Genomic DNA, 25,365 nt, shown 5'->3' with positions numbered 1-25,365 from the left:
ATCTTTTACTAGTTTATGCTCTGCTTACAGAAGACTAAAACATTACATTATAGCTGCACTAATGTCGTATAGTGTTTGTTTGTATTCACGTTCCCGGAAGATGTATTTAGTATTAAAAATATCAGCAAAAAGTATCGAGAGCAGTGAAGTTATTAATCGTCGCGACGATCTAAGAATTCAAGATATTGTTGATACTTACGAAGCATCATGTTCTTAACATATTGCTCCATGTAAACGTAATCAGGTGTGCCTGTATCGTTCACGGGAAGCATTAATTCAATACGCTTCATACGAGAAAGAGTTGCTCCATTACCACCCCAATTAAATTTTGCTTTCATCTGATTCTTAAAAAGTGGAATTAAGAACTGGGCTGACCATAAATTCAATTGAGAGCCGGTTATTATTTGAATGTTCTGACCTGTCACGAAAAGGTGAGATTGCCAAAATGCAGTTTGCGTATCTAGTCCTATTGTAATGCAGTTTGCATCGTCTGAACCGAATAAAAGATTCTTATCACTTACAAAGCGGGAAATACCGTTATTTGCATCTGTTCTTGTAACATATGGGATATTTTTTATATTACTATCGATGATTCTGATTCCATCAATGCTACTACTGGTAGAAGCAATCTTAAATAAGCCGTGTTTGCCAAATGCTCTAAATCTATTCCACCTTTTTTCATTTAACGCTGGAAGCTCTTTGTATTTCAATTGGGAAAGCTGCCCAATTATATATTTCTTATAGCGTATAAGCATATCCTCTCTCAATCGAGAAGCATACTGTGCCATAAATTTGTAATCAGGTTCACCAGAATCTTCAAATGGAAGCATAACTCTATCACCATGCAAATGTTGCAGATTACGCTTGTACCCATGACCGTACTTTTCTTGAATCTTATCCTGTGTTGCAACGAAAAATAGTCCTGTATCTCGATTAAGCCAATCAGCATAACCGTAGATAACGTCACTTGTAGATATGAATAGCTCTTCTTTATACATTGCATATCCGGCAGACCCGTCGCCATTTTTAATGAAACCAATACAATTTCCCGGTTGAATCAATTTGTGTGTAGTATTGTTATCTTCAACCACACAAAGAACACCATTTCCACGGTTAGTTGCACCTATATAATTAACTCCTTTTCGTGTTATTTTTAAATGGTTTAGACCTTTTCCTTTACCAGGAACGAACTTATTGAACAATCTTTTAATTTGTTGCGCTCTCCACTTTTTATTACTCAGTGACTGCATTTACATCGCTCTCCTTATTATCCTCAAACAGATACTCGCGGTTCTGCATGACCATCGAGAATTCAAACGTCAGGTAGTCTCCGATGACTTTCTCGAAGTCTTTGTCGGTCGGTATCTCGTCGTTAAAATAATAGAAGCTGTGTAACCACTCATCACCAGGTTCAATTGTCGATTCCACACAGAACTTTGACGGAGCCTCTACACGCCCAAACCACACATCTAGTAAGTGCTGTCGCTTATCCTTAGCAGAATCACCCTCTAGCAGTCCAACGTGAGCGCGAACTTCATAACCATCGTCGCGGAAGTCGATAAACTTACAAACTTTTCTCTTATCGTGTTTTTCATTTGCGGTAAAAATAGCAATAACCGGATTCACGCCGACACCATAGAACGTCTCCGAATTGCAGGTAATGACTCCCTCAAGCGTATGTTTATCCAGAATACTATTTTTGAATTGCTTCTCAGCTTTGCTCTTACCTGTCATTGATGACTGAGGAACAATAACAGCAGCTCTCGCTCCGACCGTCAATGAGTCCAAAAGATGCTCAATGAACGAAAGCTCATACTGCTCCGTATCCGCCTTCGTACCCTGTGAGTAGGGTGGGTTCATCAAACCGACCGTCGCACCTTTGAGTTGCACCTGAGCTGTATTCTTACGCAAGAAATCACAGCATTCCAAATTACTGTTTCCATCTTTACGTAAAATCATATTGGCAGCTGCCACGGCGAACATATTGCTCTGAAGCTCGAAACCGTGGAGCTGTTTCTTCTTGATACTCTTTCTCTGAACGTCTGTGTCCGCCATGGAAAGCATTCTGTGCATCGCGGAAATCAAAAAACCTCCTGTTCCGCACGTAGGATCAAGCACAACATCGTCAATTTTAATATCCAAAAGCTCACACATGAGATCTGTAATATGACGGGGTGTCAAAATGATACCGAGAGTCTGACCGTCACCGCCTGAATAGCTCATAAACTCGCCATAAAAGCGCCCTATGAAATCCTCTGAGGTTTTCTGGTACTTGATATTTTTGAAGACGCGCTCATAAAGGAACTCCGTGTAAAATCTTAACGGCGTCTTCTTGCCTAACGCGTCGTTTTTTTCGTTAAGCCTGAAACTAGTCTTTAGGATAGAAAACTCAGAAAGTAGTTTGTCCTTCTTTGCATCCGGCCCCACGTTGGAGCGGGTCAGACGTGTACGAATAGCCCTTATCAGCTTATCACCATCCCGATTGTCTGAAACCTCGTCACCCTTTAAAGAGTCAATACTGAATCCACCAAACTCGATTTCGTCAAGAGCTAGTAGAATACCGGCTACAACAAGTGGCTTGTCCTGGTCTTTAAGCGTACCGTACGTACGAAGGTATTCATGCAGCTCCGCTGCATCTTTGAGAATCTGTTCTGTAGTCTTCTCGACATCTGTTGCCTCTTCAAGCACATATCGCGTATAATATTCTCTAATGTTCTGTGATGAGAACGATACGAACGACTCGATGTCTGGCAATTGCTTGTATCCCTCGCGGTCATCTACCCAAAGCGGGGTGATTATATGGTGCTTCTCGTCTCCGGAAATGCCTAATGCGAACACTTTCTTAAACGAGCTGTTTTGCGCAATGCGTTTACCATAGAAAAACGCACCATTCACAGCGTAGTCTGTGATTGCCTTCGAATCCGTAGCGATAACACCATCGTCAGTAAGGCTCATATGCTTGCCAGTATCTGCCTTATCTTCGATGACTAGGACGAAATCCTCAACCACAGCCACATATTCGGGAAATCCGACCCTACCAGTTCCTCGCTTCGATGCACTTTTAAGTGCCTCTTTAATTCCCTTAATTTCACTACCCTGTGGTTCGTATTCAATCCCGCACTCGTCGAGCTGCGAAGCAACCCACAAATCAAGCTTAGCTTCTTTCTTTGCCATTTATCCCCTTACTTCCTTACCTAACATTCATGGTTCACAATGCGCCCTGCGACGATGGAACGGAAGAACACGCTGAGCCTTAGCACGAACAGCTTCCAACCACCATCTAGTGCTCTTTTTTCATCATAGAAAAACGAGATAGCAGCATAACCCTATCTTCGGCAGATTAATATGCTAAGGCTTATGCTTGTCTCACTTCATGCTCTCACGGCAACAGCGCAAAGCCGTCTAGCCTCGCCGCCGTACTCGATTTCTTCCGAGTCAGATTTGAATCATTTTAGAGACTCGCGCAACAGTTCTACGATAGCCACAAATTTACGTTCTATGGGAACCACACTCCTCTCTCACTCGCGACCCCCTGCCAGGCCCCAAGAACTACATTGGATGGCTTTTGCCTGCCTTGGGTCACCTTTTGATTCACTCCCTGTTTAGTATCCAATTTCCTGCAATGACTACAGATTTGCGACCCCTACGGTGTTTCATCTCGCCTCGTCAAGGCGTTCGCATGCCTCCAGGGCTTTCGCCGCGAACTTGTCAAAGTCTGACCGATAGCTGGCGTCTTGGATGACGCGGTATTTCTTTAGTTCGTCTTTGGCGGTTTGCTCAGCGATTTTCTGAGAGACCTTTCCAGCGTTCACCAATAAGTTCTCGGCTATCGAGGGTGAGGACTTGATCCAGGAATTCCGCCCACTGTTCCATAGTGGTGGGAATCTCTCGTTTCGCCCGTGATTCCGCGAGATTCAGATAGGCCTCCACGATTCGTCCCAAGTCGGATAACTCTTCTTTGGTGAGGTAGTTCTTAGCGACGGTAACGTCACTGGCTATCACTTTCCCATCCGGTGAGTTCTTCCAGGAAGTCAGCCCCATATGCGGCTTAGCGGCATCGGCGCGCTCCGCGATGAGCTCTGCAGCGGTGTGCCCATGCACAGCGTAATGCAGTTTATTTTGCACGGTGGCAAAGAATGTCTTGGTAGTGGGTGCAGCGGGATTGTAATCAACGGCGGTAGCGTAAATGTCAGTAATCTTTTGGTAAAAACGGCGTTCAGAGAGTCGAATCTCGCGAACTTCTTCGAGCAGTTCCTCGAAATAGTCCTGTCCCAAGACTTCGCCCGATTCCATGCGGGCACGGTCAATGACATATCCGCGCAGGGTAAAGTCGCGCAGAATCCCGGTGGCCCACTGGCGGAACTGAGTGGCGCGAATGGAATTCACGCGGTAGCCCACCGAGATAATCGCGTCCAGGTTGTAGTGCTGAATCTGCCGCGCGACCTGGCGAGAGCCTTCTTGGCGAACTATTGGAAAAATTCCAATAGTTGCTTCTTCGGTCAGTTCTTTAGACTCAAAAATCTGTTGCAGATGGTAGTTAATAGTGCTCACATCCACATCAAACAGCTGTGCCATCAGCTTTTGCGTCAGCCAAATCGTGCCGTCTTGGTAACGCACTTCAATGCCCTCGCCCGCCTCAGCCGTGAAGACCAGGAACTGCCCAGAATCATGCTTTATCATTGTCTGAAACTCGGCGTTTCCCAAGTTCGTTTGAAGTTTAGTCGTCTGCACCATCGCGCTTCTCTCGGTCGTTCTTTGGTGGGGTTTTCCGCGCTCAACACATCACTCATGAGTCTAAACCAAACCCCTCACACAAAAAGAGACCCTCTTAACCCGAACGGCAGCTACAAGAAGTGATCCGCAGCAGGTTTGCGCATGATTAGAATTAAAACCCGCATTGGATAGCGCAACGGAGGGGCAACGATGGTCTTACAAATTGTCTTAGAAGGACTCGTTTTGGGCGCGCTACTGGTTCTGGTCTGCGTCATCGGCATCCGCAAAAGCCCGGTGAATATGGTGTATCTTTACCCTCCCGAAGTGCGGGAACGGTGCGTGAAGTTGGGACTGACCACGCCCGAGAGAATCAAGCGCGACCGCGTGATTTTCAAAGCAACCTGTATTCCCGGCTACATCATTTACGCGCTGGTCTGCGTTTATGCAATCAACGGCGCCAGAGGGTTTCTGGCAGGATTCTGGCAGATAGCGGCAATATTGTTCATCATGGGCCTCATCGACCGTTTCTTTATCGATGAATACTGGGTGGGGCGTACCGATGCGTGGGTCATCCCCGGTACGGAGGATTTGAAGCCCTACATCAAAGCCCGCGACAAGTGCAAAAAGTGGCTGCTCAGCACGGTATGGGTAGTGTTTTTGGCGACTGTCCTGTCCGGTATCGCCGCACTCTTCACCCGCTGAAACGAGAACCACACAGAACACCAAAAAAACCGTCGCGTACCTTTAATCGTGTGTTGGCGACAAAAATGGTCTCGCCAAAACAGCACAACATTTGATGATTGATGACGTGATTCCGCTCGGGATTTAGTGGTTGAGGACGAAGTTGGCGATCAGGGAGTCAATACGGCGGACATCAATTTTCTTGCCGAGTTTGATTTTGATGTGTCCTGCACGTGTCCATAGTTCAACTTCAGAAGTTAAATCGAGAAGTTTTCCAGCGTTCTCGGTTGACCACATATTGATTACGCTATAAGGCAAGGAGTAAATCTCTACTTTCTTGCCTGTCATCCCCTGAGCATCTCGAACGATTAACCGCTTTGAAGTAAAGATTGCCGAATCTCTAAAGGTCTTAAATGCCGCATAAGGCTGTTCTCCTTGAATAAGTAGTTCGCCTACATCGGCGGGAATCGGCACTTCTTCAATGAACATCCACTCAGTAATCGCAGCAGTCTCCATCGGGCATCTCCTTAGTGTAAAAAGTGCTATTTATCAACCCACATTTTCTCATGATCACGCAGGTAAAGTAGGGCAAAAACCATGGCTGAGGGTTTTGGTTTGAAGATTGGCCTGGATGGCGAGCGGGAGTTCATGTGCGCGATTACGGATATTAACCGTAAACGGGGTTAGGGCTAGAACGGCACACCAGTGCCGATTTCGATGTGGCGCGTGAGAGCATGAAGGGCTGCGGTGTCACTTTAGGAGCGCAAGGTATTGCTCACGCGCTTTCACGGCGTGAATAATCAGTTCGTTGCCGATATCGAAAGTCAAAACAAAAACTTCCAAGACTCGCCCTTTGGTGTCGAAACCCAGGCGCTGTTCCCGTTGCGGGTTTTCCTCATCGAGGGGCTCAATCCAGCGTGGAAACGTGGCAACTTGCAGGATGTCATCGCCGTTGATGCGCTGCTTTTTTGCATGTTTGCGTGGATTTTCCAAATATTGAGGCTCACGCCAAGGCTGCCTGGCGAATCAGGGCAGAACGGGTCACATGTCTGGCTGCGGCGCGGGCATCAAGCGTCGCCAGTTCTTCGGGTGTGAATCGAACCGCAACCACCAGACTCGGGGCTTCACCGAGCCCGGACGTCCCCGCCCCGGCTACTTCACCGTTCGCTTCATCGTGAGAGAAGCGAGAAAAAGAACGGCAAGCGAGACCACAAAGAGCCCTCCCAGGCGAATCCATTCCCCCCAGGCGAGAGCGTCGTCTTCAATGACGGTATTTACCACGTCAGCAGCCCAGGTCATCGGCAAGCACCGGGCAATCACCTCCAACACATCGGGCATGGAGTCCACGGGGGCAAACAGTCCGCAGAGCAGCAGTTGCGGACCGATGAAAACCGGCATGAACTGCACTGCCTGGAACTCGGTGGTGGCAAAAGAGCTCGCCAACAGACCGAACGACACGCCAAGCAGAGCGTCACCCACCGCTACCAGGAGCAACGTCCACCAGCTGCCTTCAATCTCCACCCCGAACGTGCCGAGAATCAACGCCTCGAGAATAACCGCTTGCGCCAACGCCAGCAGCGAAAATACCAGCGCATACGAGCCTATTAGATTCCACCTGCTCACCGGCGTGGTCAGCAATCGTTCCAAAGTACCCATGGTGCGTTCCCGCAGCATCACCACCGAAGTGATGATGAACATCATCAACATGGGAAGCACTGCGAGCATAATCGACCCAATCCGATCAAACGGTGCTGGCGCTCCCGGGGGCACTTGAACATCGACAAACACGAAATATAGCAACGTCAAGAGGAGTGCGGGTACGACCAGCACAAGCGCGACAGTGCGCGGGTCATGACGCAACTGGGCGTTAATCCTCGAAACGGTAGCGAGTTTCATCGGTTTGCCTCCTCGTGGTCTTGCTGTTTCACCAGCGCCAAGAAGGCGTCCTCCGCGTTGGTTGTTCGGGTTCGTTCTTGCAGGTGAGCAATAGGTTCGTGGGCGAGGAACTCCCCATCGCGCATCAGCAACACGCTGTCGCAATGCCGCGCTTCGTCCATCACGTGGCTCGAAACCAGCAAGGTCACCCCGCGATTGGCAAGATTGCGAAGCGTGGTCCACAGGGATTCACGAGTGAGCGGATCGAGGCCAACAGTCGGCTCGTCCAAGACTAACAGCTGCGGCTTTCCCACCAGGGCACATGCCAGGGAAGTGCGCGAGGCTTGACCGCCCGAAAGCGTGGACACCAGCTGGTCGCGTTGCTCGTCGAGCCCCACCGTTTCAATAGCCTCAGTCACGCTGGAGCTGCCCACCCCCGCCAGCCGGGCAAAATACGTGACATTATCGGCTACCGAGATATCCGGATAAATCGAGAGATTTTGACTCGTATAGGAAACCAGACGGCGCAGCCTAGGGGTGCCGGCAGACTCGCCCAGAACCCTCACGCTGCCCGAAGTGATGTGCTGGGCACCGACAACCGTGCGAATCAACGTCGTTTTGCCGCACCCTGACGGACCGAGCAGCCCCGTTATCGACCCGGTTGGCAGCTCACAAGAGATGCCGTGCAAAATTTCTTTGCGAGCTTTGCCTTTGCCGCGGGTAACCACTAAGTCATCCACGACCACAGCTGACACGACAGGTGTTTCACCGGTTTTCATTGCTGTCCTCCCCGGAATTAGCGCGTAATGCCCCAGCTAGTGCGCGCACTACGCCGCGCACACGGAAGTTTTCAAGTTCAGCGAGTGTGGCTCTGAGCGACACCAAAACCTCCATTGCAGACACGGAACGTTTCTTACTAATCATAACAGATTTAGAAACGATGCGTATCTATGTAGAAAAATCACCTACAATCGAGGTATGCAATCCAAACGCCGCACCGGAGAGGAACTGCTTGACGCGCTAGCCGCAGCAATCATGGCAGAACTTACCGAACACGGTTACCAAAACCTCACCTTCGAGGGAGTGGCACGCCGCGCGAAAACCAGCAAACCCGTCCTCTATCGGCGATTCACTACACGGTCGGAAATGGTGACATTTGCAGCAGTTCGCACCGCACCCACCTTTCTGACCGAATTACAGGGTTCTACATCGCTGCGCAAGGACTTCCAAAATCTAGTCAACGTTTTACAGCGCTGGATGGAACATATTGAAATCGTCACCGTGCTGGGCGTTCTTTCGGAGGCAAGCCCGCAACAACGTGAGCATTTCTCTGCCGTAACAGTTCACCCCGGATTAGTAGCTGTCACCCGTCTCTATCGGGCAGCAATAGCGCGCGGCGAACTGAGCGAAGCGGTGTTGGATCCGTTTTACGTTCGATTCCCGATGCTGTTGCTGCTGGCGGACATCCTGACGCGCGGCAAAGTCGACAAAACCGAGTTGATGAAACTGGTAGACCGCGTCATCATCCCCCGGCTCACAACTCTTTGACTGCACCCAGCGGCACCGCACAAGGATAACTAGGAGCAACCGAGCGGCGCGCTCCTCTACAACCGGAACTGGTCGAAAAGGGCATAAAAATCCCTGCTGAAGTTGTTTTGACTTCAACAGGGGCGTGGTGGAGGTGGGGGAACGAGCGCGCAAGCACGCTTAGAGGCGCTCTGGCGGTGAAGGCAAATCGTTGCCTTCGCTTAATCGCCTCCGCACTGTTGCGCGGTGGCTCACGCGGCTTACCGCCACTGCCATCGCGCTACGGGGGTTCAATTCCCCGAACTAAAACGTTCAAAACCTCAGCAAACGCTGAGGTTTTGAACGTTGTTACTTAGACGTTCATTTTGATACAAGTTCAGTTTTGGGTGCAGAGATGCAGTTTTGGGTGCAGGGGCATCTTTTTGGGTGCAAATTGTGTGGGCGTGGGTGCAGCTGAAAGTTCAGTTTAGTTGCATATTGATTTCCCAAATGCTCAGCTGGCGCTCTTCGCTCTTGGAGAGTACAGAAGACGCTAATCGCGCGTGTCTAGTAGTCCGGCTTTCACGAAGTGTTTTTTGAGTAGGCGTAGGGCGAATAGAGATCCGATGAGTGCGGTTATTGTGGTCAGTGCCACCATTGCGCCGTAGAGCGGCCATGAGAACAGGTTGAGGTATTGGTTGAGCATTTCCTCAGATAGGTGCAGCATTTCTTTTCGGTCGGTTAGGTATTCAACACTCGAGTAGTACATGGGGAAGGTGAAGCCGGCCGATTGGATGGTGCAACCTACGGTGTAGGCTGCCACTAGGGTTTTGGTGCTTGCATATTTTCCTGCTGTGGCTACTGCTTCTGCTATGACCCATCCAGCAATGCAAAGGACCACACCAATCAAGTTTCCTACCATGAGTCCGGGCAACACGTTTATTGTCCCCATGATTAGGAAAGTGCCCTTCTTTTTTACTTTGCCTGCGAGCAGCAGGTAGGGAATGGCTGTGAAAAGGCAGACGATGGGGATATTGGCTACGGTTCCGAAGATGGTCATGCCTGCGATGCCACCTATGATGATGAATATTGCTAGTGAGATTGCGGCGAAAACACCTACGGTGACTAAATCTTTGACACCTATGAAAGCTGTAGTTTCATTGTTGTCTGGCATTATTTCCTCTTTTCATTGGGTTATTTTGTTGTGTTAACTGGATTGCATTTGCAGCCACCCGACAGCAGCTGTCACTAGCAGGACGCAGGTTGATAGGGCAAGGTCCGCGATGGTGAAACCCATCGAGTAGATGATTGCGGGATTTTTGGTTTTCCCTAGTCCTCGGGTGAGTGCGGACGCGGTGAGTTCGTCGGAAATCTTGGTTGCGCGCATCAGTAGAGGGACAGCGACTAGTTCTATCCATCGCAGTGGATGGATAAATAACTTCAGCGGTGAATCGATGATTGCGCGGGTTTTGAGGCTGTCCGTTAGTGCGCGTATGTCGCTGCGGATGGTTGGCAGGAAACGGAACATTACCATCAGCGGCAAGGTGATTGTTCTAGGTGTTTTCATTTTCGCCAATGCTGCCCCGATACCTTCCAGGGTGGTTGTTTTAGATACAAACGATCCCAGTAGGACCAGTACTAAGAGTTTTTGTGTCATGTAGGCCAGCATGACAAGGGCTACGGACGCGGGGCCTCCCAGAAGCCAGGCAGCGTGTGAAAGGGATTGTGCCACGAGGTAGATTACTGCTGTGATGAGCGCGGTACGCCAGGTACCAAAAGCGAGCGCTAGCAGTGTTGCGAAAGCGAAAGTTATGTGAGCCGAGGTGGGGTGATTAGCGAAAACGGATAGGCTGCCGATAATGGCTGCGACGATTAGAACTGTGCGCGGATCGAGGGTTTTAGTCACGACAGCCCTCCTGTTTTCACTTTTTCGTTCCACTGCCCACGAAGCACAGCCATGGCCTGGTCACTCATAGATTGGTCTTTTATGATTTTTCCCTCGTGCATGACCCAGATTCTGGTTGCGCACGCGCAGAGGAACTCAAAGTCGTGAGATATCAGGAACACTAGGCGTCCGCTACTGGCCATGTCTTTGACCAGTTGTGCCACTACTGTCATGTTGTGTTTGTCTAGTCCACTGGTGGGTTCATCCAGGAAAAGGATTTGCGCCTGGCTGGCTATTGCGCACGCAATAGTAAGGCGTTGTTTTTGGCCACGAGAAAGCGCTTGCGGGTGGGTGTCGGTAAATTGTTCTAGGCCGAGCTGAGCCAGGATTTCTTGCCGGGTCTTTGTTAGTTTCTGCGTTCCCATAGATAATTCATCAGCAACAGAATCTGAGAATAGTTGGTAGTCGGAGTCTTGAACTACCAGTGTGGCTTTCCCTAGCCGATGGGTGGGAGTGTGGTGTTTGCCGTTGATGAGTATTTTTCCGTCGGATTCTTTTTCTAGACCGCAGCAGATTCTTGCCAGTGTTGTTTTCCCGGCTCCGTTATCACCAACAATGGCAATGACCTCACCGCTCACTGCTTTAGCGTTTATCGGCCCGAGTGTGAACGCTCTTGGTTTGTTGCTTCGCTGGGCGCGAGAAAAACGTAGATTGTCAATTCCGATGCCGTTTGCTTCGCTTGATAGTTGTGAAGTACCGGTCTGGGATTTAGAGGTTTTACAAGATAGTTTCCGAAGGTCAAAAATCCGCAATCCGTGATTCGCTAAGGATTGTTCGTCTAATGCGTGAGTCTGGGTGCGGGTATAGGTGGCTGAGATACCTCCGTGGTTAAACACGATGAACCTATCGAGCAGGTCAGTGAGATAAAACAGACGGTGCTCGATGACGATTATGGTTTTGCCTCTGTTTTTTAGGGTGCGTAAAACTTCGGTCAGTTTCTTTGTCGCCCCAAGATCAAGGTTGGCTGAAGGCTCATCAAACAGGTAAATATCCGGATTGGTTGCGTAGCAAGACCCGATAGCGATTTTTTGTAGCTGCCCACTGGAGAGCGTGAACAGGCTACGGTTTTTGAGATCTTCCATTGCCATTGTCTGATAGGCGGCGGCAACCCGCGTCAGCGTTTGTTCCCGGCTCATGCCCTGGTTCGCGCAGCCGAACGCGATTTCGCTGTCTGTGTTGGTCATGAAGAATTGCGAGCGCGGATCTTGGAACACTGTGGCTAACCTGGCACCAATTGTTCCAATATCTAAACTCGCGATCTCGTGCCCGTTGAGGCTAATGGTGCCAGAGATTTCACCTTCCCAGAAACGGGGAGCTAAACCGTTCAGGCAGCGGGCAAACGTGGTTTTTCCTGACCCGCTAGGCCCGGATATGACAATGAATTCACCTTTTTTGATGTCCAGGTTTATTCCTGAAATAGTGCTGGTCGATGAGTTTGCGTAACGAAACTCCAAGTCTTTACATGAAATTGCCAAAGTCTCGCTCATCGGGCACTCCCCAAGTTTTGGGGTTCTAAGGGTGCATGCTTGCCTGTGCGGGTTTTGTCCCACAGAAGACGGTAGGGTCCGTTGGGTGAGGCTAGGAGTTGTTGATGGGTGCCTTTTTGTATGATGCGTCCATCGTGAAGAACCAGTATCTGGTCTGCTGACTGAACAGTGGAAAGACGATGGGTGATGACAAGAACGGTTCGGTTTTTTGTTAAAGCAGTAATCGCTTCTTGCATCAAGGCTTCATTGATTGGGTCGACGTTGGCTGTGGGTTCGTCTAATACAACTATGGGAGCGTCTTTCAAGAAGGCTCTGGCCACGGACAGGCGTTGTCGTTGACCACCGGAAAGCCCCACCCCGTTTTCACCCAGAACCGTGTCATAGCCGTCAGGTAGGGTTGTAATGAAGTCATGTAGCCGAGCTGCCTTTGCTGCCTTGACAATATCCTCATCGCTTGCATCCGCCCTGCCGATACGAATATTGCCTGCCACCGTGTCGGCGAAAAGTTTCACGTCTTGCATGACAATGCTGGTCTGTTCAAGCAGGTCGTCATAGCGCATATTTCTCACGTCTACGCCACCTATTTTGATTGCACCAGCATCGACATCCCAGAAACGAAGCAGCAGATTCGTTATTGTTGTTTTCCCTGCCCCAGACTCACCAACCAAGGCGCACAGGCTTCCTTCCGGCACCGTGAAGCTCACGTCTGCTAGTGTCGGAAGATTCTTTCCGTCGTAAGAAAACGTGACGTGGTCAAATTCGATATCGAAACTGCGTGGTTTAGTCGGGTTTTCAACCTCGCTCACGGCTGGAGCCTCGGTTACTTTCAAGATTCTGGTAAAAGAGTCAACAGCTTTCAGATAGTTCATCCAATGGCCTTCTAAGGCAAAGAACGGTTTGTACAGTTCAGGTGCCACAACGACGAAAACCAAGAAAGAAAAAATATCCAGTTTCCCCGCTAGTGCCATAAATAACCCGCCTGTGATGGCGATAACGAAGGATACGTCAACAATAAGGTTGTAGATGGAGAGCACGAAGACCCGATTACGTGCCGCACGGGTGCTGGCCACCCCGAAATCGGTTACAGAACTCGATAGCAGCTCATCCAAGCTACGGCTTCGTGAAAATGCTTTCAGCACGGGCATACCCCGCACGTATTCAACGAACAGACTAGCTACGTTTGCCCCAGCGTTGCCCACTTCTTTTTCCAAACGTCGTGCATGATGCAGCCCGACCACTAGCCAGACTATGCCCACCGGCAGCGCCGCAATCATAAGTAGCGTCATGCGCCAGTCAAAATAGCTAAGACCGGCAAGAATGGTTATGGAGACGATAATGTCGGCAAACATTCGCGTCCATAAATGCCCGACGACTAACTCCATATTGTCCACATCTTTGTGGATGATTTCGCTGATTTCTCCTAGTCTGCTTTTCGTGTAATACCCCAGGGAGAGTTTTTTGAGTTTAGCGACGATACGGCAGCGAATTTGGAAAGTTAAATCGAACCCAGCCTGATGTTTTTGCTTATCTGCAACGATTCCAGCACCTGTTTTTATTACAAGTAATCCCGCTATAATTGCGCTAATTATGGCAAGATTCATGGTGTCATCTAATGCTGATTTGATGGCGATAAGAGCGGTGAGCATAATCGCTACACCACACCATGCATAAATCACAAAACCTAAAACACTGCGGATGATCATTGCTCGTCCGCTGGCACTCATTGTTTGGAATATGCGTCTGACCATCATCGCACCTGCTTAATGTCCCAGGTATCAACAAGATGCTGAGCGGAAACCAGTTTTCGGTATTGCCCACAGTGCGCCAACAAATCTATATGAGTACCCGTAGCAAGTACCCGCCCAGCATCCATGACAACTATCTGATCTGCTGTTGCTACCGTGTCCAGATGGTGAGCGATGGTTATAATCGTTTTCTGTTTACCTAATTCGTCGATAGCCTCACGAACCAATGCCTCGTTATCGCAGTCAAGGGCGCTGGTTGCTTCATCTAAGATGATGATTGGGCAGTCTTTCAGTATCGCCCTAGCAATAGACAACCGCTGTTTTTGCCCACCAGAAAATCTGTTTCCTGCCTCACCTGCCAAGGTGGCATATCCCTTAGGCAAGCTTTCAATGAACTCATGAATCCGGGCCTTTTTAGCTGCCGCAACAATCTGGTCAAAAGTTGCTGCCTGATTGCCGATACGAATGTTGTCCTCCAAAGAGAGGTTAAACATGAACACGTCCTGCTGCACGATAGCGAAAAGAGCCGACCAATCCTGCTGACTGGTTTGAGTACAATCGACTCCACCGAGCGTGATTCTCCCCTGGGTTGGATCCCAAAAGCCCATTAAAAGATGAGCTAACGTGGTTTTCCCAGACCCGGACGCCCCCACCAAAGCCGTGGTGGTTTTACTAGGAAAAACCAGGTTCACGTCACTCAAGGATTCAACGTCTTTGTTCGGGTAAGTAAAACTCACTCCATCAACAACCAGATCACCGTAGCAAGCAATCTTGGTTACTGTGGGGCGTTGACCGACAGGTGCCTCCACTATGGAGCTAATCGCTGACATCGCCTGGTTGTACATCACCCTATAATGCTGAAGCGTGGCCGTTTTAGCCACAGAGGAAGTGAAGGCACCAGCAAGCATTATCGCAACAATCAGGCTCTCCACACCAATGTGACCGTTTTGTAACAGCCAGGCACCTACAGCCACCACAGCCGCCAGCCCCGATTCCATACACAAACCAATAAGCCCCATCGGAACGGAAATCGTGTTCATAGACCTGGTCACCCAAGTCACGTAATCATCTGAAGCCTCAATAACCTTTGTTGTCTTATCCTCACTCTTAGAAAACGCCTTAATGACCGGGATGGTAGAAACGTATTCGGTTAAACGTTCTTGCAAGGTGGTGTTATATTTAGCAACTATTTCAAACCCTTTAGCCCACTTCGCAGCCGAAACCTTCTTGATGAACATCATGATTGGCAGACCACACACCATCGCTAGTGCTAACCGCAGGTCCAGCACCAACATCGCAATAGTCACCGCCACCGGAACAGCCATGGCCGACGCTGTCTCAGGCAGACCGTGAGCTAGATAAACCTCGACCTGTTCAACATCATTTTTCATCACAGTGGCAAGATCGCCGACTTTTCTAGTCTGGAAAAACCCCAGCGGCAACCGACGAAGATGCGAAAGAATCTCTTGTCGCAAATCAGTCAAACACCCATATGCAACCCGGTGTGCCTGCCACGTGGCCACAAACGTCACCAGCGCTTTTACCAGCAACACAAGTAGCAACACTCCAGCAGCCATCCACAGGTCAGGCGTGCTTAACTGCGCGCGCCAAAGCCTACCAATCAAATACACAACCGCAACTGCCGGGACAAGACCAAGAACCGTACTGACACAGGTCAGCAAGTTAGACAAAAGACTCTCAGAGCGAACCCTGTCAACTAATTTCTTGCTAGCAGACATACCCCACCCCTCAATAATGAATTAATATTCAGTTTTGAGGCAAAAAAATAAATCCTCCCACCATAGACAAGAGTTAAACACTTCAAAGGGAGTTCACCCCTTTGTAATAGCAGCCAATAACCAGCCCTAAAAGTTCTCTCGCCTGCTCAGGACTCTCGTAATGCCGAGCAATCTCTAGCAGCCCTGCAACAAAATTGCTAGCTAATATGTGGGGTAGCAGCGCCGGATAAGGCCCCTTTTTATTCTTTATGAACTCACGCTCAATATGTGACTGCACAGAAGCAATTAAAGATTCTTTAGCACCCTCGTAAGCCGTGCCCTGACTTTTGTCAATCAAAATTACAAACTCTCGATGGTGACGAAGAATAGTCTCGATATACCCTGCGGCTACCTCTTTATATTTATCGAAGGGTGAACCTTTTTCAATGGCTTCTTCCTCATGTGCTATTGCCTCAAAATCAAGCGGCAGCGGTGAGATAACAGTTTGGAACAGCGCCTCTTTATTCTTAAAATAAGAATAAGCCAGCCCTGTCGAAACTCCAGCCCTACTCGCAATGTCAGCAAGGCGCGCCCTAGCGAAACCTTTGGCGAAAAAGACTTCAGAGGCAGCAGCAACCAAGCCGTCACGCACCTCTTCCTTCAACACCTGTGGCACATACACCTCCTGACAATCTTGAATCATCGTTCAGTATTATAAGGCACGCCTTACCTAACTTGTCAAGGCGTAATAGCCACCGACACAACCTCAACATTTACGAGCACCACAAATGGCGATCTGTGCTTTGAACTGGAACTCACTATCCAAAGCCGCATAAACCGACGCGAGGATGCGAAACTACCGCCACAACCCCGTCAAACACCCCGAAACACGCTACAGTGACGCGCCGAACAGCACCCTAACAAGCACAAACACCGCTAACACAACAAAAGACGCCCACCTCGATACTTTGTATCAAAATGAGCGTCCTAATGGTGGAGGTGGGGGGGAACGAGCGCAAGCGCGCTTAGAGGTGCTCCGGCTAAAACGGCACACCAGTGCCGTTTTCACGCCTCCGCACTGTTGCGCGGTGGCTCACGCGGCTTACCGCCGCTGCCATCGCGCTACGAGGGTTCAATTCCCCGAACTAAAACGTTCAAAACCTCAGCAAAAGCTGAGGTTTTGAACGTTGTTATCTAGCTGCCGAAGATGATACAAAGCGGCGGGCGTGACGGCAATGGAGAGAGTAGGCTTTTTCGCTTGATATCAAGCCAAAACAGTGGTTGCACCATTGCGCTAGGAGCGCTGTATTTAGCCGCTACGACAGCGAGCGCATCACGGCTCGATTCACGGTCTGAGAATTTTGGAGCAAACTTCGCACAGAGAAAGCCGTGCTGCGAAATTGTTGCCCCTGCCGCGCAAAGGTTGCTCCACACCCCTCCGCCAGATCGCACAAGCAGCTGCTTTGGATACAAACGGCACGGCGTTTGCGGCAGCACGGTGAGTGGTGTTTTCGCTTGTCAACGCGCGAAAGAGAAGTTGTAGTACTAGATAAACCGTACACCTCCTACCTATGATCCTTTGAAGCTCTTCTTCAAACAATACGGCGCCTAGGTGCGGCTGAACCTCCCGCAGGAGATGCCGCAAAGAGTCGCGTAAAGGTGTCCGTGTTGCTAAAAGGTGTGGATTCATCGTTTGAAGCGTACTGGGTTTTGCCCCGCTTCTTATACGGGGGTCAGCTGGCTGACCTGGTGTTTACTATAGCGGGTGATGATTTCTTCCGGAGTGGTAATTGAAGATTCTCGGGCTAAGCTGTTTTGGGTGTCCGACGGGTGTCCGGATGATTTGGAGCGCCCGAGGGTGTCAAAAGTGCCGGTGGGCGTCATAAGGTGCTTGAATGCTCTCTCGGCTGAAGGGTAACCTTATCGCACTAAAATTGGTGCGATATGGTATCTTGGCTGTATGGTTAACGCATCGAACGCGCCTCGTGAGGATTATGGGAACCTCTGGAAGTTGCTTATCGACAGAAGTATTCGGAAGGGCGAGCTTAGAGACCTTGCCGGTTTGAGCTCGTCAACCATCACGAAGCTGGGTCGAAATCAAACGGTTACTACCGCGACCCTTGGGCGGATTTGTAACGCATTGGACTGTTCGCCCAACGACATTCTGACTTTTGAAAACTGCTATGAGGAAGGAAACGGCGACAAGCAGAATGAGTGAGATGAAGCAGGCATATACTATCAAGCCTCAAACTGTGGTCGCTTCACCCGACAGCAGTACTACCGACTTGATGTTCCCCATTGAGCTTGTTGCTCCAGTCGTGGGCATGGTCCACAGCTTCATTAGACGTGCGCTTGGCAAGAAGTCAATCTTGTCTGAGGTCGACGTTCGTAAACTTCTAGACCAAGACGCATTTTCCGAGACGTTCGTTCCTCGCAGCAGGGTGCTGGAGTATCTCCGTCGAGCCGTCACGGGAGCTGGGCTCGTTGCCGAGAGCCAAGAGGCCATTCGTAGAGATTCCTTCGTCGTGGGAGACGCTCTCCAGCTGATCGAAAAGTTGAAAGATGGTTCAGTGAATGCAGTTGTCACGTCAACGCCGTACTGGGCTATGCGCGTCTATGATGAGCCTGGTGAACGCCTTTGGGCGGATGGGGAGTACTGCTCGTTCGGTCTTGAGCAGACGCCTGAAGGGTTTATTCGCCATTCGGTTGAAGTCTTGTATGCATTGTTGCCGAAAATTGCTTCGGATGGCTCCGTGTGGTGGAACATCATGGATTCTTACAACACTCGTACTCAAATCCGTGGAAGTGCGGTTGAGACACTGCATGCTATGCAGGGCAAGGATGAACGATCGTGGAAAGATCACAAGTATTTGCGGTATTCCGCCGGACACTCATATCTGAAAGATGGTGAGCAGTGTTTGATCCCACAACGGATTGCTCAGCGTGCTGCCCAAATCGGCTACTACGTGAAGAGCACGATCTCGTGGTGCAAGCAGGCCACGACTCCAGAACCCCAGCAGTCCCGAGTCAGCAGAAACGTTGAGTACATTCTGCATCTCACTCGGGAACGAACCCCCAAGTTCAACAAGGCTACCTACTTAGAGTTGCCTTCGGACCTTGGTGGGCGGCAATCGCTTGAGTCGGACAAGCTCAGCGACTTCTGGTACTTGCCAACTTCTTCTGGTCGAGATGGGCATGGAGCCCAGTTCCCGGTTCAGCTTCCGGGGCGATGCATCGCAATCTCGACGGATCCTGGTGATGTGGTTCTTGATCCATTCATGGGCGCTGGAACTACCGCCATTGCAGCGAAGAAGCTGGATAGGAATTATATCGGTTTTGATGTAAGCGCAGAGTACCTTGCCACTGCTGAGCGAGTGTTGGCTTCAATGACCGCGCAGCAAGCACTCTTTACCGCAAGGTCTCGATAACCTTCGAAGCAAGTGCGTTGACGTCTATCACAGAGCTGCTATCCAAACCAAGATATCTGATTCGGTGACCGTCGAACGTCTCGACCATATCTCCAGTTCGAACGGATGGTGAGATGATATAAGCTTCGTTGAGCTGCGCAAACTGCATGTATGTATAGATCTGATATAGATCCTTCGCATCGGGTGCCTTGTACTTCACGTCGAGGACTGCTTCTATAGTTCCTCCGCGGTAGATAGTTAGGTCTGGGATTAGTTCGATTTCGCCATTTGCTAGCAAGAAACTACTAGAGGCAAAACCTTTTTGAACGCTTAGAGCAGTGGGCTGCGCAGCTCTCATGAGACTTGTTCGCACGAAATCTTCGTATAGTCCAGGCATATTGAACAAGAACCCGTCAGACTCCCAACTTTCACCGTGGTCGATTCCGGATGCTTCGAGGATGACAAGGCTAAGGCTGAGTGCATTCTTGTAGTAGGAATGTGAACCGCCAATATTTGTCGTCCGCATCATTTGACTGACCTTGCGGATATCGTCGTATCCGGCAAATGTGGCTGCCTGCCAGTTTGCCCAATCGTGAGTCACACGCCTACCAGGAGCATCACTGGACAAGAGCCCCAATACTCGTTTGGCAGCCGACTTGATGATTCGGTTCTCGGGGACGTCAAATGTCGGTCTGTGCCGTCTCGTTAAGATTGGAGCAGCATCTCCGCGCCGTGCTCGAAGGTTAGTCACCGGCCAGTTTATTTGCCCAACGGCAGACGATGTGGCTTCAAGTGTGGGCTTACGGCGAAATATCTTGGGTTTTGCGGCAAAGGAAAGGAGCTCCTGAGACAACATCTCTGCCAAAGAACTTAAACAGAAGTCGTGCGATCCGCTTGAGTACTCAGACGGAACATCGTTCATTAGTTTAGCAGACTGAGAATCGTGGAGATACAACAGCATCGAAACTGGATTGAGCGATGTATACTTCGGAGAAATGGCAAGTCTTTTGCCATTAAGAAGCGGCACATTCCCAGCAATATTGGTCGCCAGAATCTGTAGCACCCCACCTTGTAGGAGGACACGGATGTTGTCCGGCAAGCCGCTGGGGACATCAGCGGGAGTTAGGCCGGGCAACGTCGAAATCTCGTTTTCGACGGCGTGCCAAGTTTGCATCACGCTGTTCCTGTGAAGAGTTCGTCTACTAGGTTGTCGATTTGCGCGACGACTTCAGGCTCGTAAGCAGAGAAGTGATTCATTAAGACCGGTCGAATTTTCCACATGTAGTACATCCGAAAGTCGTCACTCGGCTGAAGCCCGGCGAAGTAGCCATGACCCAGTGGATACTTGTCTTGAATAGCTGTGAAGACAGTCTTGATGGTTGCGGCCGAATCTGAAGGAATAGCTTTGTGCCTCAATATCGCATCAAGGTCCTCGACGCGTGGACCAAAGTAGACGCTTGCCAAGCGCCCCATGAGGGCGTCGTCAACATCCTCCGTGCTCGTATCAACGTTATTCATGGTGAAGTAGAAAACTACCTCGGGATCGATAGCAATTTGACTACCATCGGGAAGCGTGATTCCGTTGTTGTTGCCTCGGTAGGCTGGCTCGATAAGAGAGAATAACTCGCCCAGAGCCTGGCTAATTCGAGTGCGGTTGATCTCTTCTAGAACGATATGTTTCTTGCCGTTTCGAAGCGCTCGGAGAAGTGGACCTTGAGCCCATTTGAATTCGCCCGGTTTCTCGCCTGGCGCAAGTCCTAGGATGAGGTTCTCATAGCCCCAGCCCTCATGGAGCTGAATAGTCTCACGATCCTCAGAATCACGCAAAACTAGTTCGTCGATGGCGCGGGTCTTCCCGGTTCGGGGCGGTCCAAACAAAAGAATTGCGCGCTCTCCAGCCTCGACTAGCGAGATCAGCTGTTCGCTTGGGGAAATCCTGGTCCATGCAGGTGATGAATCGATTGTCGTCACTGATTGAATCCTCTTTGTGTACTCGAGCCGATCTTCTTTGCGGATCTCGACTTCCAACTTGGCTTCGAATGCTGAATTACAGATTGCAAACAACTCCGCATCACTGAGTGGAGTGTCACTGATCTGGATATCGATTGGCTCATTTACGAAAATTGCCTCGATCTCGCCGGGTTCAAGGTTCAGCTCAAGTATGAGGGCTTCGACGAGTTGCTGCGAGAGCTTATCAGGGTCACTATCGTCAAAGTATTGACCCAGCTCATCCTGCCGGAAGAGCCAAACAGCCATTGCTTCGATAGGGATAGTGACACGGGCGTTCTCTTCTAGGGCGAAGCCGTCTCCACCGTGTCCCAGGCCTTGTGGATAAATCCTTCCGAGTGATACCCGAATCTTGTTTCCTTCATCGGAGAAATCAAGGTATGCTGTGGGCGATCCAGAAACTACTGAATCCGATGTCTTCCATCGCTGAATCGTGGTTTGGATAATGGAACGCGAAGCGTCGCCTTTCATGAAGGCGTAACGGACAGTGTGTGCGAAGGGAACGAACAGTTTTCCTTCAGGGCTGCCGCAGGAGAATAGCCTCTGCAGGGCGGGAGTAGAATTCTGCGTATCGATCAATACTGACGTGTCTCGACTCAAACCCATGTGCTTGAGCGCAAACCAGATCTTGAGCAGGTGGGAAGCGGTCCCTTGGAGCTGGTCGAGTGCCGCGCTGATCGTCTTAGCTGAAAGATACATATTGCCTCTTTGCATGCGGACTTGTAGTTAGAAACGGGAGTCTTATCCGGAGACCGATCAATTCTATCAAATCTGTAGGTCGACTCGTGGGCTGATTAGTCCTAGCTTTTGGTAGCATCGGCTTCGTCCTGTGAGTCTGTTTGGGTCTCGAAGAGGTCTTCGACTTTGCAGTCGAGTGAGGTGCGATCTTCATAAGGACGTCCATGCGTACTGGTTCATTCTTTCCAAGCTTCGCCAGCGAGTTGCTGCTAATTCCTGCCGCTTCTCGGAGTTGAACTTTGTTCATGTTCTTGTCTATGAGAATCTTCCATAGCTTGCTGTATTGAATCTTCATGGGCGGTCCTTTCGGCTCCATTTCTCGCCGAATAGGGCGTGTTCGTTGTTGTCGAGTTTGAGCACCATGGTCTGCTGGATGATGGTTTTGGCTTGTTCGGTGCAGTCGCTTATTTTATCGACGGCGATAAATATCTGCTTCTCGACTTGGTCGTTGTATACGCGGATGAGGTTGCTGAGGTCGGTGCGTGACATGGAGTCGAACATGATGGAGTCGTGCGCGATGGCTGGGAGCGCTGTGTTCTGCGCTATCGCCAGGTCATAAGTGATGACGCCGCGATGGTTAGTGCCGGTGCCTTTGTCTCTTGGGGTTTCAAAGTCGTAGCTGTTGAATGCGTTGAGTGAGAGCCTTGGAGCGTTGTATTCACCACCGGTTACCTCTTCATTGATGGCTTCCATCTGGCTGTTGATCTCGATTTGAATGTGCGAGAGAACTGAATCGAGCTGCTGCTGATAGCGAGTATTGGCCTGCTGCTTTTCTTTTTGGAGCCGATCGCGAGTATCAAAAGCATCGTTTTCGTCTTGTAGCTTATTGATGCGCCGATCGAGTTCTGTGTAGGCATCCAGGAACTCATCTGTGAATGCTTTTGAAGCTGGTATTGAATCTATACGCGCCAGCAGATCAGCCGCCTGCTCCTCGAGCGTTGCAAGTAGCTTGGTGACGCGGGCGTGAGCTGCTTCAAGTTCTTCACCAAGGATTGCTTGTATCTTCGTATGAAACTTTTCGATTTCCACAAGCTTTGCAAGGTTCGCCCCTGGGAAGAATTCTTGCAGACTTTTGAGGTCAGCTTCGGTTGGATATGCTCCGTGGTGGATATTCAGGTCAAGCAGGTGCAGCTCGTCTCTCTTACTTTTGATCTCACGGTGCAGATCATTGAGCTGGCGCTTGAGCTCGTTACGTTCGTTCGCTTTCTCGATTTCTACCGGTTCTACATCAGTCTCATCGGATTGGGCGAGTTTGCGCCGATCTTCCTCTAGAGCAGCAATTTCTACTACGTTCTGCTTGTATTTGGTCATCCCATCAACGGCGGAGGGTATGAACTCATATCGCCGTGCCGCTTTGAATGCTGAGATTCTGTTTTCGGCTTCTTGTAATTGTTCTTTGAAATCCTTGATTTCGTTGTAGCACCCGAATAACGCGATTAGGACGGTGATTGCGTCCTTTTGTGATTCGTCTCCTCCCCGAGTTTGGAGAGGTTTGAGTTCGTTGTGATTGTTCTTGCCGTAGATTCGGAAGAAGCGGCTGAGCGTATTCCTGTATTTCAGCCCTGGCAGATCCATGTGGTACTTCGCGGCAAGCCAAGCGTTGAACTCTTCAATTTTCATTGTTCCGATAACGGTGTGGTTTTCATCGACTCGTGCGACAAATTTAGGGTCGCTGGGAGTCCTAGCGAAGTGGTACTGCCCGTCAGCGAATTCGAATGTGAAGTAAATCGTGTGGTCATCCAGCTCTCTAACAGCATCACTACCCACATACGTGTTGCCACCGAATGCGAAGTCGATGATGAGCATCATGGTTGATTTGCCGATAGATCCGGCTTCGCCTTTAACTGCACCCAGAATGGTGTTCAGGCCGTGAGTGAACTTGATGGGCGGGCGAGGTTGCCCGTTTTCACGGAATAGTCGGCAGCTGATTTGTTTTAGCATCGGTATAGTTTCCCTTCTTCACTGAGCGCAATCCGGCCAAGCGCATACAGGCAATCCAGGGCTTCAATGAGCCTAGTTGGATCAGTATTGGTGCTGGCAAGAGCTAGGGCGATTTCGTTAGGCGTTTTTGGTGTCTCGAGGTTGCGCAGGATTTCTGGCAGCAGTGGCAGCACGCTGTCTTGGTAGGCGAAGAGTTTACTTGGTAGCAGCATCGAACACCTCGCAGGATTGAACGAAGTAGGAGACCACGTAAGAACAATATCTCTGGTCTTGTTTCGTGAGTTGGCTCAGGCGTTTTGATAGTTCGTCGTGAATGACGAGCTTGTCGAATTTCTTGTCCGCGAGCTTTCGATAGGAGGCTTTGATTTGGGCGCGCAGTAGTTCTTCATCGAAAGCTTTTAGGCGAGCTTGTTCTTTTAGCTGGTTTTGGATGAATCTAAAGAATTTTGTCACGTGCTGCATGACCTCATCGAAAAGGAAAAAGTCGGAGAATTCATCTATTTTGTTTTTAACCGCTACGGGATCGAAGTTGAGTGGTTCGAACTCTTTCGGATTCGCGCGTGCCAGGTTTTCTACTACCCTCGTGATGCCACGCTCAATCTGGACAGCACTGAGGGTTTGCCTAGCTCGTGCGCTTCGTTCTTGAATCTCTTTAATCCTTTTCAGTTCTTTTTCCTCGGACTTTCTATGGCCGAGAACATACTGATTGAAGCACTTGGAGCACAAAGTCACGAGGTTTCCGTATTCGGCTTTATCTCCGGCGATACGTGCGGCTTCATATACGACCTGCGATTGCCCACTAGGAGCAACATTTTGTAGAGATTCTCCGCAACCGGGTTTCGAGCACACGTATTTACAGTCTTCGAGGAGACGCGACCCGTATTTATTAATAGCTACCATCGAGCCTGTTTTGGCTCGCTGCAACTTACGATCAGCTTCAAGAGATGGATCGACAGTTAAACGTAGCGATTCCTGAATCAGATCGAAGAATATATCTCCAACGTTATCGACGTTGACTTCCTTGTCGGTGAACGGGGCGATGGATTTGGCAAGTGCTGCTTTTATCTCATCTGCGGCCTCAGTTGGGACACCCTCAATATAATCGAGCGAATCAACGAAAGCTCTGCAGGTTGGATTGTTCAGCATTTCTCGGGCTAGCTTCTTTGACAGTCCGCGTTTGTAGTACTGCGCTAGGGTTGTATCAGCCCGGTCTTCGTCTGGGGTTTTGTCTCGCGAGGTGTACCAGAGTTCTTCAGGCACAGAGCATAGTCGGCTAATCATACTCCGCATATATGGGGCAACGTTCATTCCCTCGCTCAGGTGCGGGTAAGCAGCTTTCATCAGCTCTGTGAATAGGCTCATTGCTCACCCCACCCCGTAATTTTTGTCCTGCTTGTCCTGCACTGTCCTAAACCGTACTGATCGGCGAATGCCTGTTTTCTATCGTAGAAGCCAAGCGAATCGAAGCCTAAGTTGTGCGAGAGATTTCCAGGGTTAATTCTATCGAAATTTGCTCTAAGAATAACTCAACTCGTTTGGTGCTCGAAGCTGGTGGCAGGTTCGCCTAGCTAGATCGCTGATGGTTGCAAACATCGGCGTGTG

The 25,365-nt window shown here is 49.8% G+C and carries 23 protein-coding genes and 1 pseudogene; 4 read left to right on the top strand and 20 right to left on the bottom strand.

Translation table 11 applies throughout. From position 1 onward, the window contains the following. Positions 1-152 precede the first annotated feature (152 nt). The 3 genes and pseudogenes from HMPREF0573_RS06315 to HMPREF0573_RS06305 form a co-directional block, all read right to left on the bottom strand. Positions 153-1,250 carry a restriction endonuclease subunit S gene (locus HMPREF0573_RS06315; protein ID WP_013189280.1) on the bottom strand — a complete coding sequence of 366 codons (1,098 nt, stop codon included), beginning with the start codon at positions 1,248-1,250 and terminating at the stop codon, positions 153-155. Next, positions 1,234-3,174, bottom strand: coding sequence for an HsdM family class I SAM-dependent methyltransferase (locus tag HMPREF0573_RS06310; RefSeq protein ID WP_013189279.1), 1,941 nt, complete (start codon positions 3,172-3,174; stop codon positions 1,234-1,236). The genes HMPREF0573_RS06315 and HMPREF0573_RS06310 overlap by 17 nt, the downstream gene beginning before the upstream one ends. 479 nt (positions 3,175-3,653) lie before the next feature. Beyond that, positions 3,654-4,680 (bottom strand): annotated as a pseudogene (locus HMPREF0573_RS06305) (virulence RhuM family protein). A 243-nt stretch (positions 4,681-4,923) separates the two neighbouring features. Here HMPREF0573_RS06305 and HMPREF0573_RS06300 point away from each other — a divergent pair. After that, a complete protein-coding gene (locus HMPREF0573_RS06300; protein ID WP_004009214.1) occupies positions 4,924-5,415 on the top strand; it encodes a hypothetical protein in 492 nt (163 codons plus the stop codon). Between the two features lie 123 nt (positions 5,416-5,538). Here HMPREF0573_RS06300 and HMPREF0573_RS06295 read toward each other — a convergent pair whose 3' ends face one another. The 5 genes from HMPREF0573_RS06295 to HMPREF0573_RS06280 all read right to left on the bottom strand — a co-directional run bounded on the left by HMPREF0573_RS06295 (position 5,539) and on the right by HMPREF0573_RS06280 (position 8,048). Then, positions 5,539-5,910 (bottom strand): PH domain-containing protein, encoded by a 372-nt coding sequence (locus HMPREF0573_RS06295; protein ID WP_004007226.1) that lies wholly within the window; start codon positions 5,908-5,910, stop codon positions 5,539-5,541. Between the two features lie 234 nt (positions 5,911-6,144). Next, a complete protein-coding gene (locus tag HMPREF0573_RS06290; protein ID WP_004009213.1) occupies positions 6,145-6,387 on the bottom strand; it encodes a hypothetical protein in 243 nt (80 codons plus the stop codon). A 10-nt stretch (positions 6,388-6,397) separates the two neighbouring features. Beyond that, a complete protein-coding gene (locus HMPREF0573_RS09930; RefSeq protein ID WP_236589653.1) occupies positions 6,398-6,505 on the bottom strand; it encodes a plasmid mobilization protein in 108 nt (35 codons plus the stop codon). Positions 6,506-6,546: 41 nt separating this feature from the next. After that, positions 6,547-7,290 (bottom strand): ABC transporter permease, encoded by a 744-nt coding sequence (locus HMPREF0573_RS06285; RefSeq protein ID WP_013189276.1) that lies wholly within the window; start codon positions 7,288-7,290, stop codon positions 6,547-6,549. Beyond that, a complete protein-coding gene (locus tag HMPREF0573_RS06280) occupies positions 7,287-8,048 on the bottom strand; it encodes an ABC transporter ATP-binding protein (protein ID WP_013189275.1) in 762 nt (253 codons plus the stop codon). The genes HMPREF0573_RS06285 and HMPREF0573_RS06280 overlap by 4 nt, the downstream gene beginning before the upstream one ends. A 199-nt stretch (positions 8,049-8,247) precedes the next feature. Here HMPREF0573_RS06280 and HMPREF0573_RS06275 point away from each other — a divergent pair, with 199 nt between their 5' ends. Beyond that, positions 8,248-8,817 (top strand): TetR/AcrR family transcriptional regulator, encoded by a 570-nt coding sequence (locus tag HMPREF0573_RS06275; protein WP_004007230.1) that lies wholly within the window; start codon positions 8,248-8,250, stop codon positions 8,815-8,817. Positions 8,818-9,328: 511 nt separating this feature from the next. On the opposite strand, the gene HMPREF0573_RS06270 is transcribed toward HMPREF0573_RS06275, so the two are convergent. The 6 genes from HMPREF0573_RS06270 to HMPREF0573_RS06245 all read right to left on the bottom strand — a co-directional run bounded on the left by HMPREF0573_RS06270 (position 9,329) and on the right by HMPREF0573_RS06245 (position 16,346). Continuing rightward, entirely contained in the window at positions 9,329-9,949 is a 621-nt protein-coding gene (locus tag HMPREF0573_RS06270; protein WP_004007231.1) for an MptD family putative ECF transporter S component, read from the bottom strand. 33 nt (positions 9,950-9,982) lie between these two features. Further along, positions 9,983-10,681, bottom strand: a complete 699-nt coding sequence (locus tag HMPREF0573_RS06265) for an energy-coupling factor transporter transmembrane component T (protein WP_004007232.1) — start codon at positions 10,679-10,681, stop codon at positions 9,983-9,985. Further along, positions 10,678-12,207 carry an ABC transporter ATP-binding protein gene (locus HMPREF0573_RS06260; RefSeq protein WP_013189274.1) on the bottom strand — a complete coding sequence of 510 codons (1,530 nt, stop codon included), beginning with the start codon at positions 12,205-12,207 and terminating at the stop codon, positions 10,678-10,680. The genes HMPREF0573_RS06265 and HMPREF0573_RS06260 overlap by 4 nt, the downstream gene beginning before the upstream one ends. After that, positions 12,204-13,931 (bottom strand): ABC transporter ATP-binding protein, encoded by a 1,728-nt coding sequence (locus HMPREF0573_RS06255; protein WP_236589654.1) that lies wholly within the window; start codon positions 13,929-13,931, stop codon positions 12,204-12,206. The genes HMPREF0573_RS06260 and HMPREF0573_RS06255 overlap by 4 nt, the downstream gene beginning before the upstream one ends. A 23-nt stretch (positions 13,932-13,954) precedes the next feature. Continuing rightward, entirely contained in the window at positions 13,955-15,691 is a 1,737-nt protein-coding gene (locus tag HMPREF0573_RS06250) for an ABC transporter ATP-binding protein (RefSeq protein WP_004007235.1), read from the bottom strand. Between the two features lie 82 nt (positions 15,692-15,773). Next, positions 15,774-16,346 carry a TetR/AcrR family transcriptional regulator gene (locus HMPREF0573_RS06245; protein ID WP_036325042.1) on the bottom strand — a complete coding sequence of 191 codons (573 nt, stop codon included), beginning with the start codon at positions 16,344-16,346 and terminating at the stop codon, positions 15,774-15,776. A 1,284-nt stretch (positions 16,347-17,630) separates the two neighbouring features. On the opposite strand from HMPREF0573_RS06245, the gene HMPREF0573_RS06240 reads away from it, so the two are divergent. Both HMPREF0573_RS06240 and HMPREF0573_RS06235 read left to right on the top strand, forming a co-directional pair. Next, complete coding sequence (locus HMPREF0573_RS06240; protein ID WP_013189271.1) at positions 17,631-17,888, top strand: helix-turn-helix domain-containing protein; 258 nt, start codon at positions 17,631-17,633, stop codon at positions 17,886-17,888. A 1-nt stretch (position 17,889) separates the two neighbouring features. Continuing rightward, entirely contained in the window at positions 17,890-19,098 is a 1,209-nt protein-coding gene (locus HMPREF0573_RS06235; RefSeq protein ID WP_236589656.1) for a DNA-methyltransferase, read from the top strand. On the opposite strand, the gene HMPREF0573_RS06230 is transcribed toward HMPREF0573_RS06235, so the two are convergent. Genes HMPREF0573_RS06230 through HMPREF0573_RS06205 form a run of 6 tightly spaced genes read right to left on the bottom strand, consistent with a single transcriptional unit; the run spans position 19,079 to position 25,023 of the window. Continuing rightward, positions 19,079-20,251, bottom strand: coding sequence for a 5-methylcytosine restriction system specificity protein McrC (locus tag HMPREF0573_RS06230; protein ID WP_013189269.1), 1,173 nt, complete (start codon positions 20,249-20,251; stop codon positions 19,079-19,081). The two genes, HMPREF0573_RS06235 and HMPREF0573_RS06230, sit on opposite strands and share 20 nt — an antisense overlap. After that, entirely contained in the window at positions 20,251-21,783 is a 1,533-nt protein-coding gene (locus tag HMPREF0573_RS06225) for an AAA family ATPase (protein ID WP_013189268.1), read from the bottom strand. The genes HMPREF0573_RS06230 and HMPREF0573_RS06225 overlap by 1 nt, the downstream gene beginning before the upstream one ends. Next, positions 21,767-22,069, bottom strand: coding sequence for a helix-turn-helix domain-containing protein (locus HMPREF0573_RS09925; RefSeq protein ID WP_236589789.1), 303 nt, complete (start codon positions 22,067-22,069; stop codon positions 21,767-21,769). Before HMPREF0573_RS09925 ends, HMPREF0573_RS06225 begins: the two co-directional genes overlap by 17 nt. A gap of 44 nt (positions 22,070-22,113) precedes the next feature. Next, a complete protein-coding gene (locus HMPREF0573_RS06215) occupies positions 22,114-23,763 on the bottom strand; it encodes a DUF2326 domain-containing protein (RefSeq protein ID WP_013189266.1) in 1,650 nt (549 codons plus the stop codon). Then, positions 23,757-23,975: an ABC-three component system middle component 7 gene (locus tag HMPREF0573_RS06210; RefSeq protein WP_013189265.1), complete on the bottom strand. Its 219-nt coding sequence runs from the start codon at positions 23,973-23,975 to the stop codon at positions 23,757-23,759. The genes HMPREF0573_RS06215 and HMPREF0573_RS06210 overlap by 7 nt, the downstream gene beginning before the upstream one ends. Beyond that, positions 23,959-25,023 carry an ABC-three component system protein gene (locus HMPREF0573_RS06205; RefSeq protein WP_211581332.1) on the bottom strand — a complete coding sequence of 355 codons (1,065 nt, stop codon included), beginning with the start codon at positions 25,021-25,023 and terminating at the stop codon, positions 23,959-23,961. The genes HMPREF0573_RS06210 and HMPREF0573_RS06205 overlap by 17 nt, the downstream gene beginning before the upstream one ends. Positions 25,024-25,365: the final 342 nt, after the last annotated feature.

The sequence above is a fragment of the Mobiluncus curtisii ATCC 43063 genome (assembly GCF_000196535.1).
Taxonomy (GTDB): Bacteria; Actinomycetota; Actinomycetes; order Actinomycetales; family Actinomycetaceae; genus Mobiluncus; species Mobiluncus curtisii.
The sequence above is the reverse complement of the archived record's forward strand: the minus strand, read 5'-3'. Positions and strand labels throughout refer to the sequence as shown.

What these genes read in the sequence shown, in the direction of transcription:
- HMPREF0573_RS06275 (WP_004007230.1), top strand. Translation starts at nt 8,248, where the DNA reads ATGCAATCCAAACGCCGCACCGGAGAGGAACTGCTTGACGCGCTAGCC.
- HMPREF0573_RS06280 (WP_013189275.1), bottom strand. Translation starts at nt 8,048, where the DNA reads ATGAAAACCGGTGAAACACCTGTCGTGTCAGCTGTGGTCGTGGATGAC.
- HMPREF0573_RS06295 (WP_004007226.1), bottom strand. Translation starts at nt 5,910, where the DNA reads ATGGAGACTGCTGCGATTACTGAGTGGATGTTCATTGAAGAAGTGCCG.
- HMPREF0573_RS06230 (WP_013189269.1), bottom strand. Translation starts at nt 20,251, where the DNA reads ATGCAAACTTGGCACGCCGTCGAAAACGAGATTTCGACGTTGCCCGGC.
- HMPREF0573_RS06255 (WP_236589654.1), bottom strand. Translation starts at nt 13,931, where the DNA reads ATGAGTGCCAGCGGACGAGCAATGATCATCCGCAGTGTTTTAGGTTTT.
- HMPREF0573_RS06315 (WP_013189280.1), bottom strand. Translation starts at nt 1,250, where the DNA reads ATGCAGTCACTGAGTAATAAAAAGTGGAGAGCGCAACAAATTAAAAGA.
- HMPREF0573_RS06215 (WP_013189266.1), bottom strand. Translation starts at nt 23,763, where the DNA reads ATGCTAAAACAAATCAGCTGCCGACTATTCCGTGAAAACGGGCAACCT.
- HMPREF0573_RS09925 (WP_236589789.1), bottom strand. Translation starts at nt 22,069, where the DNA reads ATGAACAAAGTTCAACTCCGAGAAGCGGCAGGAATTAGCAGCAACTCG.
- HMPREF0573_RS06285 (WP_013189276.1), bottom strand. Translation starts at nt 7,290, where the DNA reads ATGAAACTCGCTACCGTTTCGAGGATTAACGCCCAGTTGCGTCATGAC.
- HMPREF0573_RS06240 (WP_013189271.1), top strand. Translation starts at nt 17,631, where the DNA reads ATGGTTAACGCATCGAACGCGCCTCGTGAGGATTATGGGAACCTCTGG.
- HMPREF0573_RS06250 (WP_004007235.1), bottom strand. Translation starts at nt 15,691, where the DNA reads ATGTCTGCTAGCAAGAAATTAGTTGACAGGGTTCGCTCTGAGAGTCTT.
- HMPREF0573_RS06235 (WP_236589656.1), top strand. Translation starts at nt 17,890, where the DNA reads ATGAAGCAGGCATATACTATCAAGCCTCAAACTGTGGTCGCTTCACCC.
- HMPREF0573_RS06225 (WP_013189268.1), bottom strand. Translation starts at nt 21,783, where the DNA reads ATGTATCTTTCAGCTAAGACGATCAGCGCGGCACTCGACCAGCTCCAA.
- HMPREF0573_RS06210 (WP_013189265.1), bottom strand. Translation starts at nt 23,975, where the DNA reads ATGCTGCTACCAAGTAAACTCTTCGCCTACCAAGACAGCGTGCTGCCA.
- HMPREF0573_RS06270 (WP_004007231.1), bottom strand. Translation starts at nt 9,949, where the DNA reads ATGCCAGACAACAATGAAACTACAGCTTTCATAGGTGTCAAAGATTTA.
- HMPREF0573_RS06310 (WP_013189279.1), bottom strand. Translation starts at nt 3,174, where the DNA reads ATGGCAAAGAAAGAAGCTAAGCTTGATTTGTGGGTTGCTTCGCAGCTC.
- HMPREF0573_RS06300 (WP_004009214.1), top strand. Translation starts at nt 4,924, where the DNA reads ATGGTCTTACAAATTGTCTTAGAAGGACTCGTTTTGGGCGCGCTACTG.
- HMPREF0573_RS06260 (WP_013189274.1), bottom strand. Translation starts at nt 12,207, where the DNA reads ATGAGCGAGACTTTGGCAATTTCATGTAAAGACTTGGAGTTTCGTTAC.